Below are 13,550 nucleotides of genomic sequence, written 5' to 3' on the forward strand. Positions count from 1 at the left end.
CCTTCTATGAAGGGAAAAAAGTTTTTTCACTATCCACAAGCCATTAGGGGGTCGATCGTGCGGATACCAAAGCAGTACTCTGCGCAAACTATATCGACCCATCGTTTTGGCCTGTCTCTGATTTGTGCTGGCATACTCTGTGCCAGCACTTTTCTCTATTCTTATCCAGCCCATTCAGATGATAACAAACAGCAACTCAACACCGTGCTGCAAGATATTGCTGAAAAAGAAAAAAATGTTAAGCAACAACAGAAGCAACGGGAAACATTGCAAGCTCAGCTACAAGAGCAAGAAAAAACCATTGCACAATCTAGCCTGGCACTGCGTCAAACACAGGGCGCCTTAACCACAATCAGTGGTGAGATAGGTTCCATTAACGGCAATATTAAGCGGCTACAGAAACAGCAAAATACGCAACAGGATTATTTAGCTCAACAGCTAGAAGCCGCATTTCGATTAGGTAAGAGCTCTGAGTTACAGTTAATTTTACAGGGAGAAGAAAGTCAGCGTAGCGAAAGAATTCTCGCCTACTATGGCTATCTCAATGAGTCCCGTCAAAAAACGATTAATCAGTTACAAGAAACCCAAACAGATCTTGCCCTTGAGAAAAATAAGCTACAGCAAAAACAAACTGAACAAAAAAACCTGTTGGGCCAACAAAAAAATTCTCAGGAAAAATTAGAGTCGGCTCGTCAAGCGCGCAAAAAAACGCTCGGAGAGTTGGATATCTCCATTCAGGCCGATCAGCAAAAATTGGCTGAACTCAAGAAAAACGAAACCCGACTGAGAGATCAAATCGCCAAAGCTGAGCGTGAGGCCAAAGCCAGAGCGGCACGCGAGCAGCGTGAAGCCGAAAAATTGTTAGCTAAACAGCAACAAGCTAAGAAATCAGGCTCAGTATATAAACCTACCGAAGAAGAACGCTCCCTGATGGCACGTACCGGTGGGCTTGGTCGCCCAGCAGGACAAGCAATATGGCCAGTCAGAGGCGCCATCAGTCACCGCTTCGGTGAAGCTCTTCAAGGTGAACTACGCTGGAAAGGTATGGTTATTAACGCAACAGAGGGCAGCGAAGTGCATGCCATTGCCGATGGTCGCGTTCTCCTAGCCGACTGGCTACAAGGTTATGGTCTGGTTGTCGTCGTTGAGCATGGTAAAAGCGATATGAGCCTGTATGGCTATAATCAAAGCGCACTGGTCAGCGTTGGCAGTCAGGTAAAAGCAGGCCAGCCAATCGCGTTAGTTGGCACCAGTGGAGGTCAGGGTGAGCCATCCCTGTACTTTGAAATTCGCCGTCAAGGTCAAGCAGTTAATCCACAACCATGGCTTGGAAAATAGTAGTGACCTATTTAAAACGCTTATCCATTATTCTATGCGGTCTGACTTGCTTTAGCGCCAGCGTTACTGCGGCGCCAGCTCGGCTAGCCATCGTTATTGATGACTTTGGTTATCGTAAGCATAATGAAGAGCAGGTCCTGCAAATGCCAGCGGCTATTTCGGTTGCTGTCTTACCCAACGCCCCACTTTCCCGAGAAATGGCTCTGAAAGCCTATCAGCAGGGACATGAAATATTGATCCATATGCCGATGGCTCCACTCAGCAAACAACCCTTGGAGCGTGACACGCTGCAACCGACAATGGGTCAGGAAGAGATCCGTCGCATTATCGCTCAAGCCATACATAACGTTCCTCATGCCAAAGGCATGAATAATCATATGGGTAGCGCCATGACATCAGATCTGGCAGCGATGCAATTGGTTATGAAAACCCTTAGCCATTATCAACTCTACTTTTTAGATAGTATGACCATTGGCAGCAGTAAATCAACTCAAGCAGCAGCAGGTACTTCAGTTCAAGTAGTAAAACGAAAGGTTTTTCTGGATGACGATCAAAACGAAGCGGCCGTACGCAAGCAATTTAATCTTGCGGTAAAAATGGCACAAAAAAATGGTTCAGCGATTGCCATTGGCCACCCTCATCCCAGTACGATTCATGTTCTACAACAAATGCTCCCCCAACTACCTCCGGATGTTGTTTTAGTGCCAGTGAGTGCATTGTTACCTGACGCACCACATGTGTCCTACCCACCACGCAATCCACTTGAACCGGATACAGAAAAAAAATCGACCGCGTTCCATATTAATCTAGCCTCTCGCTGCCCTTCCCTCGAATCCATGAATAAAATAAACCCTCAAGCAGCCTATAAAACCTTAAAATATACCTTGGGCTCATCTCCTGCTATCTGGTCAGGCTATTCATATCTGACTTACTGCAGCATTTCATCACAAACAGCGTCGACCCCGGTCAATGCCAAACAGCCGTAATGAGATAGATATAACGCAATAAGTCATGGTTAATTGAACAAAAATAGTGGCTACGTTACTATTTATCACTTCGAGTCCAATGGTGGTCAGGTTATGTTTCCTTTATCAGTATGTGTACTAACATTTAATTCAGCGCGGTTATTAAAAGATGTTCTCACACCGCTAGCAGAAATTGCCGATGAATTGATTATTGTAGATTCAGGAAGCAGTGATGAAACCCTTGAAATATGTCAGGAATTTGGCATTAAACCGGTATATCGCGCCTACACCACCCACGGCGAGCAAATGAACTATGCGATCTCACAGGTAAGCAACCAGTGGGTTCTCTGCATGGACAGTGATGAAATACTCGACCCAAAAACGGTAGAAGAGATCAAAAAAATCAAATCCGGAGCCATGCCGGACCCCCATATGGCTTTTCGTATTTCTCGCCACTGGTTTGTACTCGGACAAGAAGTGCATAATATCTATCCGGTAACTTCACCTGACTACCCCGTCAGATTATTTAACCGGGAATGTGTTGGCTTCAATAACCAACCGGTTGATGATGCCGCGGAAGGCTACAGCAATACGGCAGTGATTGCGGGTTTTGTTAAACACGATACCTTCTTTTCTATTCACGAAGTGTTTAACAAACTCAATGGTTACACTACCCGACTGGTTAAATACAAGCACGTGAAGCCCTCTCTGGCTCGCGGCATGTTCAGCGCATTCGGTTCTTTCTGGAAGTGGTATATCTTTAAAAATGGCTGGAAAGATGGAAAAGTGGGTGTTGTTACAGGAACCTATGCCGTTGCTTACAGCTTTATGAAATACCTAAAAGCCTGGTACCAGAACGACGCCAGCCCCAAAAAATAATTCTCCGATGTTTCCGGACAATTAACCAGATTCAGCCTTGTGGTAATCTAATGGCAAGGTACAACTATCACATTGACGATGTTACCTTTGGCGGCATCAGATAAATATTCATATTGGAAAAATGGTGAACCCATGATTATTGTAACTGGCGGCGCAGGACTTATCGGCAGCAACATTATTAGAGCATTAAACAAAACCGGATATCAGGATATTTTAGTTGTTGATAACCTAAAAGATGGAACAAAATTCGCCAATCTGGTGGATTTAGAAATTGCTGATTATATTGATAAAGAAGACTTTATCGCCCATATTCTGGCTGGTGACGATCTGGGTGATATTGACGCAGTATTCCATCAGGGTGCCTGCTCTGCCACTACCGAGTGGGATGGAAAATATATGATGGACAATAACTATCAGTACTCAAAAGATGTCCTACATTATTGTCTGGATCGTCAAATCCCATTCCTCTATGCCTCATCTGCCGCGACCTACGGTGGCCGCAGCGATAACTTTATTGAAGAACGTCAGTTTGAACAGCCACTAAACGTTTATGGCTACTCAAAATTCCTGTTTGATCAATATGTTCGCCAGATATTGCCACAGGCTGAATCTCAAATTTGCGGATTCCGTTATTTTAACGTGTATGGCCCAGGTGAAAATCATAAGGGCAGTATGGCCAGCGTCGCTTTCCATCTCAATAACCAAATCAACAAAGGTGAAAATCCAAAGCTGTTCTCTGGCAGTGAAGGATTTAAACGAGACTTTATCTACGTTGGCGATGTCGCCGATATGAACCTGTGGTTCTGGAAGCATGGCACCTCCGGAATTTTTAACTGTGGAACAGGCCGTGCAGAATCCTTCCAGGCCGTTGCTGATGCGGTATTAGCCTTCCATAAAACGGGACATGTAGAATATATTCCATTCCCCGAACACCTGAAGGGTCGTTATCAATCCTATACTCAGGCAGACCTGACTAAGTTAAAAGCCACTGGCTACGATTTGCCATTCAAAACGGTTGCTGAAGGAGTTGCAGAATATATGGCTTGGTTAAACAAAGATCGAGCATAGCGCTCAGTCCAAGTCTGAACGCCTTGAAAGCCCTGGGTAAAAAACCCGGGCTTTTATTTTAACCACATGAAGAAGGTATTACGGCCGAACAACCGGAGCAAAACGAGCATGAAAACGTTAATTATCGGACCATCTTGGGTTGGTGATATGATGATGTCACAAAGCCTTTATCGTACATTAAAGGCGGAAAATCCGGCGGTAGAAATAGACGTTATGGCTCCGGCTTGGTGTCGCCCTCTGTTAGCCAGAATGCCCGAAGTCAATCAAGCACTACCCATGCCTTTGGGCCATGGCAGTCTGGCTATTGGCCAACGTTACCAGTTGGGAAAACAACTGCGGGCTGAAAAATACCAACATGGCATTGTATTACCTAATTCGTTTAAATCAGCTTTGGTACCTTTCTTTGCCAATATACCAAAACGTACCGGCTGGCGCGGGGAAATGCGCTACGGTTTACTGAATGATTTACGCGTTTTAGATAAGTCAGCATTTCCGTTGATGGTTCAACGCTATGTGGCTCTGGCCTATGATAAGCAAAAAATCCAGAGTGCACTGGATATCCCACAGCCGATCCTTTGGCCTCAATTAAGCGTGACACAAAGCGAGATTACTGAAACAACCCACCGTTTTAACTTAAACTCAGACCGCTTAACGATTGGATTCTGTCCCGGTGCTGAATTTGGCCCAGCCAAACGCTGGCCGCACTACCACTATGCCGAGTTAGCCAAGAATCTGATTGAACAAGGATATCAAATTGCCCTGTTTGGCTCAGCCAAAGATCGTCAGGCCGGGGATGACATCACCCACACTCTGCCAACAGAAATGCAGGCATATTGTCATAACTTAGCGGGTAGTACTGAGCTGGAACAAGCTGTCATTCTTATTGCCAGCTGCGCCGCCGTTATCAGCAATGACTCAGGTCTGATGCATATTGCCGCAGCATTGAATAAACCCTTAATCGCTTTATATGGTCCCAGCAGCCCTGACTTTACACCACCGCTGTCTAACGATGCCAAAGTCATTCGTTTGATCACTGGTTACCATAAAGTCCGTAAAGGCGACGCTCAGCAAGGTTATCACCAAAGCTTAATCGATATTCAACCTGAGCGTGTTTTGAATGAACTCAATCTTCTGTTGGCCAGTAAAGGAATCAAATAATGCGGGTATTGATTGTTAAAACATCCTCAATGGGGGATGTATTACATACGCTACCTTCCCTGACCGATGCCCAAAAATGCTTTCCGGATATTCAGTTTGACTGGGTAGTCGAAGAAGGTTTCTCACAAATACCCGGCTGGCATAGCGCCGTCGATCGGGTCATACCCGTAGCGATCCGCCGCTGGAGAAAATCTTGGTTCCATACCGAGACTCGTAAAGAGAGAGCCGCTTTTATTGCCCAATTGCAGGAGCGCCATTACGATGCCGTGATCGATGCACAAGGTCTAATCAAAAGTGCTTTCCTGATTACCCGTAAAGCAAATGGCATCAAACATGGTCAGGATCGCCACTGCGCCAGAGAGCCCCTAGCCAGCTGGTTCTATGATGTAAAACATAGCATCCCCAAAAACCAACATGCTGTGGAACGCACCAGAGAATTATTTGCACTTAGCCTTGGCTATCCTAAACCTGAGCAAAAAGGCGATTATGCAATTGCCCGCCATTTTCTTAACACGCATTCTAAAGATAACGCCTCATATGTGGTTTTTTTACATGCCACAACCCGTGATGAAAAACATTGGCCAGAGCAACACTGGCGTGAGCTAATCTCACAATTGGCAAATACTGGCTTAACAATCAAACTCCCCTGGGGCGCTCCTCATGAACACGAAAGAGCAATTCGTTTAGCTAAAGGCTTTCAACATGTTGAGGTTTTGCCTAAACTATCCCTCAATGATGTGGCAAAAGTCCTCGCCGAAGCAAAAGCTGTCGTCTCGGTAGATACCGGATTAAGCCATCTCACTGCAGCCTTAGATCGTCCAAATATCACGCTATATGGTCCGACTGATCCAGGACTCATTGGTGGATATGGCGAGAATCAGGTTCAGATATGCGCTAATGACAAAAATTTATTGTCCGTACAAGCTTCATCAGTCAAGGATGAACTAGAAAGGTTTATATAATGAAGACGCTACACGTAATTAACTTAGGCAAGCTTGGCGGCGTTGAGCGTCTGTTCCTCGAGTATATCAACAGCGAAGAGGCAAAGAATGATGAGATTCTTTGTATCGGACATCATATTGGCGAAGAAATTTTTACCCAACTAAAAAATAGAAATATCAACTTTGCCAACCGCGTTTGCTCCGGTTTTACTGGACCAAAACTGAAGTACCCATCGTTTATCAGAAAATATATCCTGAAAAAAAAGATAGAACAGGCTAACGCTGATTTAGTTATTGTCTGGGATCTGGTTCCTAGCCTACCAGGCAAGCCATCAAAAGGTAAAATCATCTACTACGATCACGGCTGCTCATGGCGCTACAAACATAATGAAAAAACCCTACGTTTTTTCGCCATGCTAGACGGTTGTTTATCAGCATCTCATGCATCCAAACGCGTCCTACAATTAAGATTTAACCTGCCTTGCCCAATCGAAGTGGTTGTAGACCGGATCATAACACCGAAGAATATTGATAAATCACCAAAAGCCATTGGCGATTGCATCAAAATTGGTACAGCCTCACGACTGGTTGGTCTCAAAGGCGTCAGCGTTGCAATACTAATGATCGATGAACTGGTTAAACGCGGCCATAACGTTAAGTTTTATATTGCAGGAAAGGGACCCAGCAGAAGTGCGCTGGAAGAACTGGTAGCCAAACTAGGCTTAGAAAATTATATTGAGTTTCAGGGATTTCGTCAGGATTTATCCGAATTTTTTAACGATATTAATATTTATATGAGTACCCCAATTACCGAGCCATTTGGACTATCCTGTATGGAGGCTCTTTATTATGGCGTTCCGGTTATTTTCCCCATGATTGACGGCCAACCCGAAGTGATAAAAGACCAATATTGTGGAATTGGCATTGTTCCCAATATTAATCCTTTACAACATTTAAATGAAACCGGAATTAACGTCGATTTCCCCCATAAAATTTACGACCCAATAAATGACTGTTTAGCTGATGCTTTGGTTTTATCCCATATTGAATGCGCTAACGCAGTTGAAAAAATCGTAAATCATGATTACCAAAACTATCGGGAAAATGCCTTGGAATACGTTAGTAAAACCTTTCAGTATGAAAGGTTTAAGACTGAATTAAATACGGCCTTATCAACTATTCTGAACAGGAAATAAATATGAACCTATCATTTTTCCCAAGCAGCATAGTACTAACCGCTATAGTCCATAGTACTAACATGAGATACTCGGCTATAGATAACTCTTTCATTACCAATTCGTCGGATCTGAAATGAAACGCTTACATATCATCAATTTAGATGGATTAGCTGGTACCGAACGAATGTTAATTCAGTTTATTAACAGTAATATGCATGATGGGGATGAGGACAAAATACTCAATATAAATAATGAGATTAGTCATCAACTTACAGGACATTTACCCAAGGAAAAAATTATTTTTCCTTATCGGGTGTTTCAAAATAACACGCTGAAGCATCTATCCTTTATTCGTAAATATCTGTTAAGACGCGCTATAGAAAAAGAGAATCCAGACTTGATTATTATCTGGGATCTTATTCCAAACTGGGACAAAAAACCGTCCTGCGGTAAGATCATTTATTACGATCATGGTAACTCATGGTATTTTACTAAAAATGCTAAAACCTTAAACTTTTTTTCTATGGTTGATGGTTGTATTTCTGCATCCTTTGCATCCCAAAGAATGCTGCAGCTTAAATTTAATTTGAAGTGCCCGATTGAAACAGTTTCAAATAATATTCCTCATCCCCATAAAATAAAAATACCCAAAGATATCTCTGCCAAACAGATTACATTAGGCACTGCATCGCGGCTGGAGCCGATTAAGGCCGTTGGCGTCTCGATCCTCACCACTATGGAGCTTAATAATCGAGGAATCGATACCAAGCTTTATATCGCCGGACACGGTTCACAAGAAGAAAGCCTAAAAAAACTGGTAAAAAAACTAAATCTGGTAGATAAAGTGATATTTTTAGGGTTCCAAAAAGATCTCTCCGACTTCTATCAAAATATAGATTTCTATATTAGCAGTCCAATTACTGAGGCGTTTGGTTTATCCTGTATGGAAGCCCTTTATAACGGTATTCCAGTGATATTTCCGATGATTGATGGTCAGCCTGAAGTAATCAAACATGAATATTCAGGCCTTGGTTATATGCCAACAATGACCCTTGATGAGTACAGTGAGTTAACCGGTCTGAAAGTTAACTACACTCATCAAGGATACAGTCCTTTAGAAGATAAGCTGGTTGAGCTAAAAGTACCTTCCTATATTGATTATGCTGATGGTATAGAAAAAATCATCAATAAGGAAAAGTACTCAACATATAGCTATAATGCACAGCAATATATTCAGAATGAATGTGACTATAAAAAATTTAATATTACCTTGAAAGAAAAGTTATTATCTTTCTTATAAAAACCATCAGATTAAAAATAATGAGAACTAGTGTAAATATGAAAATAAATATGAGTATGGAAAAAATTAATAATTACTTATTAAATCTATGTTTTTTCCTTATTATGTTGTCAATATCAATTACACTAATTGATGTAAAGATAGCCAGAGTATCATTTTTCGTTGCTTGCTATATTAGCGTGTTTGGCGTGTTGATTGATAAAAAAAACTATAAAAAATTCGTCAAAATACTCCCTATCCCATTGTTAATTCTTGGATTAAGTAAAATAATTTGGTTCTACTATTTCTATAATAATGCCCCAGATATAAATTTAAATACCAATTATATACAAGCAGGTAAAAGAATTATTTTCTGCTCCATTATTATCGCATATTTATTAGCAAACTTAAGAAACACAAATCTCAATAAGAAAATAATTGTTTTTTCTGTAATTCTTTCATTTATTTTTAGTACCATTTTCGCTATTTATCAAATAAAAATAGGCCTTCCTAGAGTAGAATTAAATACCCAAGCAACAGGGGCGGCTTATATGTATTCATGTATAACATTACTACTAATTAGCTATTGTTTGATATCAGCAAAAAAAACCATATCATATATTATTTTATCTATTATATTCCTTATTTCATTTTTTATTATAATCCAGACAGGTACTCGCACAGCTATAATCTTCCATCCCATATTGTTTCTTATATTAGTTTTTTATGCCAGTGGTCGAAAAGTAAGATTGATATTATCTCTATCTTCCATAATGATAACTATAGCTGTCGGTCTATTTTTTAAAACTGAAATAATAGAGAAAATTAATACTACAAATAATGAAATAGCAATATATGAAAATAGTAGAGGAAATGAAGGTTCATCTTTAGGTGCCCGTTTCTCTATGTGGAATGCGGGGATGTATTCTTTTTACCAAAGTCCTATGGGTGCCTCACTAGAACAACGTTATAGCCAAATGAAGTCATATACAGAAAAAGAAAACAAAGATAGAGCCGCTCTAATATTTGCTAATATACATCTTCATAATGAAATCGTTGACACTCTATCATTACAAGGAATATTAGGAGCAATTATTGTTATCTTCTTTTATATTTCAATGTTAGTAAAATCGTTCAGGGAAAAGAATCCAATGCTACTTTCAGTTATATTATGTTTAATAGCATATGGATTAACTGAAGTTATCTTTGTCAGTCGGGAAATGTCTATTCTGTTTAGCCTAATGATACTTTCAGCCCTCCTTCTGAATAGAAAAGAAAAAATAGAAGAGTAATTATATTATTTTCTACTGAAGAGCCTTATTTACATTAAAAAATAAGGCTCTTCAACAAACACTACTCCAAATTAGTCCGATAAAACTCCCCCATCGTCATCCCTTGAGTACGTTGGCTTAGCCACTCAAATAACTCTTCAAGATCGCGATAAAGTTGTTCAATAGACGCATCATCTTTAAACGTTGGACTTCCACCCGGCATAAACTCTGAAGAATGAAGCATAAACTCAACATAATTTTTGCCTTCATCAAGACATTGCTGAGCAACAAACTTCATCTCTTCCACATTATTACCTTTCGGACGTAACCAACGAGTAGACGGTGGGCGTTTTTTACCCCGTAATCTATCGTAGAACTGTTTAAATGAATTATGTAGCGAGCCATATTTCAATCGGGTACTCATTGGTATCTGTAGCAAACTGGAAGTACCCACTTTCGAGATATCATTAAGATCCATAAAATAAGCCGCATCAGGAAAATGACTATAGTTCGTTCCGCCTTTCCCTTTCGGATCGCCTTTAACACCGCTCCAGTCAACATAAGGTGTAACAGAACAGTCAACCAAATAGCCAAACTCATGTAGCAACTGGGCATATTGTTCATTAAACGCCCAGCGCCCAGCCCGATGGCTCACCATCTTTACGCCAAAAGTGCTTTCCAATAAGTCTGTCATAACGATTATTTTTTCCCGCATCATATCAACCGGGTACTCAATCAGATAAGGCTTATAGCGATCGTCATCATCAGTCAGTGGATGAAGTGGAGGGCTATTCCATGCGTGCAAATGCATGCCAACTTCGCCCTGATTATCTGCAATCACCTCTTTGGCAAAAGAGACATAGCCAGGCGACATGGCCATCTCATAGTTAGTCAGGTAAGTAGGCTTAAAACCATATTTCTCACACAGTCGCTGAAATCGCCCAAGAAAATTAGCATTCTGTGTAGAGATCTCTTTGGTATTTACCCAAAGGTTATCACCCTCGGTGTCAATGGAAATAAGGAAAGCCGGCTTCTGCACCATAAAACGCTCATCTTCTCGCTAATATAATAAACTGCCTCATGCTACTCATACTCGCCCACAGGTGCAAATTAAGTCTGTAGCAATTGATTGGCTTAAGGTGCAGTTTATCGCCGTTACTACACCTAAAACCGCCTCATTATGGTTATAATGGAGTTAATTGCTGGCCGCAGGCTACTTTCTCAAGGAATACCCGGTTATGAATCCAATTCGTCTTGCTATTGTTCGGCAAAAATACCGCCCGGATGGCGGTGCTGAACGCTTTATCTCCCGCGCACTGGAAGCATTGAAAGGTCACAACCTTTCACTAAACGTGATTACCCGTGAATGGCAGGGAGAGCAAGATCCTGATTGGCATATTTTCCCCTGCAACCCTACAAAATGGGGGCGCATCAGCCGAGAAAAAGGCTTTGCCCATGCAGCAAGGCAAATCTGGCAGCAAGAAAAATTTGATTTGGTACAAAGTCATGAACGCATTCCCGGCTGCGATATTTACCGCGCAGGGGACGGTGTCCATCGTCGTTGGCTATTACAGCGAGCGCGTATTCTGCCAGTCTGGCGTCAAAAGTTGCTGTTTAACGACAGATATCACCGTTATGTGATGAACGCTGAACGAGAGATGTATGGTGCTCCGGAACTGCGAGCCGTTATCTGTAATGCTGAAATGATAAAACGGGAAATCATGGAAGATTTTGGCGTTCCTGAATCTAAAATCAATGTGATTTATAATGCCATTGATAGCCAACGGTTTATGCCGGGCAATGAACAAATCCGTCAACAAATCAGAGCCCAGCTTAATATCGCCCATGATGCATCCTGCCTTATTTATGTTGGATCAGGTTTTGAACGTAAAGGATTAGCGTCAGCTATCAAAGCCTTAGCGCCAACTTCTCGCCACTTAATGGTGATCGGCAAAGACAAAGACGAAAAACGTTATAAAAATCTGGCTATGGGTTTAGGTTGTCAAAACCGCGTTCATTTTCTCGGTGTACAAAACAATGTACTGCCCTATTATCAGGCAGCTGATGGCTTACTCTTACCAACGCTCTATGACCCCTTCCCCAATGTCATTCTTGAAGCGATGGCCTGCGGTTTGCCAGTGATTACCAGCCATACCTGCGGCGGCGCTGAATTTATTGAGCAGGGAATAAGTGGCTTTGTTTGTGATGCGTTGAATACCAACGCATTGACCGTAGCAATTAATGAGTTACCTCAGCAGGCCTTAGGTTCTTCGATGGGACAGGTTGCCAGAGAAAGAGTCAAACCTCAGGATGCCACTCGACTTTCCCAACAGTTAGTCACTCTTTATCAACGTCTGATGAGTATTTAAATGAGAATTCTATTTGTAATTGACGGATTACCAGGAGGCGGGGCAGAGAAGGTTGTTTTGACACTGGCTGAGGGTATGACGTCATTAGGCCATCGTGTTAGCCTTTTTTCCTTGCGGGACGTTTGTGATTACCCGATTCCCAAAGGCGTTGATTATCAAATTTTACCGGATAACACTCGGGTTTTCTGGCGGAAAATAACTGAAATTCAACGTCGGGCAAAGCAACTCGATCGCGAAATTGTTCGCGCTCAACAAGACGGTGGGGCATTTGATCTGGTGATTTCCAATCTGCATAAAACAGATCGCATCGTCAGCCAGTGCCGCAGTCTTCAATGGTCAAAAGTCTGGTTCAGTATTCACGGTATCTTTTCTGCTTCCTATCTTGGCAATAAGCAAGGCTTCAGCCGCTGGCTTAAACGACAAAAAATTGCACATGTTTACCAGAATAAAAATATTGTCGGTGTATCACAGGCTGCCGTTGATGATTTAATTCAACACTTTAATATCAGTGCGCGAAAAACCACTCAAATCAGCAATCCCTTTGATATTGAAGCCATTCTTAAACTTGCCGCCGAACCTTGTGAATTACCGTTCAGTGATTACCTTATCCACGTTGGTCGTCTGCATCCGAATAAACGCCATGACCGATTACTGAAGGCCTACGCTAAAACCGGGTTAAACTATCCATTAGTGCTGGTAGGTAAAGGCAGTGAAGCCTATACCGAAAAGCTAAAATCTCTGGCGGAAGAATTAGGTATTGCGGAAAAGGTAAAGTTTATCGGATTCTGCTCAAACCCTTATCCCTATATCAAACATGCTAAAACCCTTATTTTGAGCTCCGATAGCGAAGGTTTTGGTAATGTCTTGGTTGAAGCTCTGATTTGTGGCACGCCGGTTGTCAGTACTAACTGTCCGGGAGGGCCATCCACCATACTTACGGGTAATCTAGCTATTGGGCTTGCCGAGATGAACGAAGATTCTCTGGCCGAAAAGATCGTTTTGGTGACAAATAATCCACCAATAATAGAAGAAAAACCACTGCTGGACTATGGTATTATTCCGACGAGTCAAAAGTACCTCGCGCTCGCGAACAATTAATCTGTT

The 13,550-nt window shown here is 41.9% G+C and carries 12 protein-coding genes; 11 read left to right on the forward strand and 1 reads right to left on the reverse strand.

What is annotated here, in order from left to right:
- The first annotated feature begins 6 nt into the window (after positions 1–6).
- From envC to EL341_RS16255, 9 genes are all read left to right on the forward strand, one after another.
- Positions 7–1,338, forward strand: coding sequence for a murein hydrolase activator EnvC (gene envC / locus EL341_RS16215; RefSeq protein WP_047782269.1), 1,332 nt, complete (start codon positions 7–9; stop codon positions 1,336–1,338).
- Between the two features lie 2 nt (positions 1,339–1,340).
- Positions 1,341–2,324 (forward strand): divergent polysaccharide deacetylase family protein, encoded by a 984-nt coding sequence (locus tag EL341_RS16220; RefSeq protein WP_373876099.1) that lies wholly within the window; start codon positions 1,341–1,343, stop codon positions 2,322–2,324.
- Positions 2,325–2,417: 93 nt separating this feature from the next.
- A complete protein-coding gene (locus EL341_RS16225; protein WP_074824117.1) occupies positions 2,418–3,182 on the forward strand; it encodes a glycosyltransferase family 2 protein in 765 nt (254 codons plus the stop codon).
- Between the two features lie 132 nt (positions 3,183–3,314).
- Complete coding sequence (gene rfaD / locus EL341_RS16230; protein WP_074824144.1) at positions 3,315–4,250, forward strand: ADP-glyceromanno-heptose 6-epimerase; 936 nt, start codon at positions 3,315–3,317, stop codon at positions 4,248–4,250.
- Positions 4,251–4,358: 108 nt separating this feature from the next.
- Entirely contained in the window at positions 4,359–5,408 is a 1,050-nt protein-coding gene (gene rfaF, locus EL341_RS16235) for an ADP-heptose--LPS heptosyltransferase RfaF (RefSeq protein WP_074824116.1), read from the forward strand.
- Positions 5,408–6,370: a lipopolysaccharide heptosyltransferase RfaC gene (gene rfaC, locus EL341_RS16240; protein ID WP_074824113.1), complete on the forward strand. Its 963-nt coding sequence runs from the start codon at positions 5,408–5,410 to the stop codon at positions 6,368–6,370. The genes rfaF and rfaC overlap by 1 nt, the downstream gene beginning before the upstream one ends.
- The gene (locus tag EL341_RS16245; RefSeq protein WP_126468167.1) at positions 6,370–7,545 is read left to right on the forward strand and encodes a glycosyltransferase; all 1,176 of its coding nucleotides are present in this window, start codon (positions 6,370–6,372) and stop codon (positions 7,543–7,545) included. The genes rfaC and EL341_RS16245 overlap by 1 nt, the downstream gene beginning before the upstream one ends.
- Positions 7,546–7,660: 115 nt before the next feature.
- Positions 7,661–8,827, forward strand: coding sequence for a glycosyltransferase (locus EL341_RS16250; RefSeq protein WP_074824108.1), 1,167 nt, complete (start codon positions 7,661–7,663; stop codon positions 8,825–8,827).
- A gap of 50 nt (positions 8,828–8,877) precedes the next feature.
- On the forward strand, positions 8,878–10,098 hold the full coding sequence (locus EL341_RS16255) for an O-antigen ligase family protein (RefSeq protein WP_164720473.1): 1,221 nt from the start codon (positions 8,878–8,880) through the stop codon (positions 10,096–10,098).
- A 61-nt stretch (positions 10,099–10,159) separates the two neighbouring features.
- Here EL341_RS16255 and EL341_RS16260 read toward each other — a convergent pair whose 3' ends face one another.
- Positions 10,160–11,116 carry a polysaccharide deacetylase family protein gene (locus tag EL341_RS16260; protein ID WP_074824140.1) on the reverse strand — a complete coding sequence of 319 codons (957 nt, stop codon included), beginning with the start codon at positions 11,114–11,116 and terminating at the stop codon, positions 10,160–10,162.
- Between the two features lie 199 nt (positions 11,117–11,315).
- Between EL341_RS16260 and EL341_RS16265 the strand changes: the two genes are divergently transcribed.
- Positions 11,316–12,446: a glycosyltransferase family 4 protein gene (locus EL341_RS16265; RefSeq protein WP_047782276.1), complete on the forward strand. Its 1,131-nt coding sequence runs from the start codon at positions 11,316–11,318 to the stop codon at positions 12,444–12,446.
- A complete protein-coding gene (locus EL341_RS16270; protein WP_074824104.1) occupies positions 12,447–13,544 on the forward strand; it encodes a glycosyltransferase in 1,098 nt (365 codons plus the stop codon).
- The last annotated feature ends 6 nt before the right edge of the window (positions 13,545–13,550 follow it).

The organism is Pragia fontium (assembly GCF_900638655.1).
GTDB lineage: Bacteria > Pseudomonadota > Gammaproteobacteria > Enterobacterales > Enterobacteriaceae > Pragia > Pragia fontium.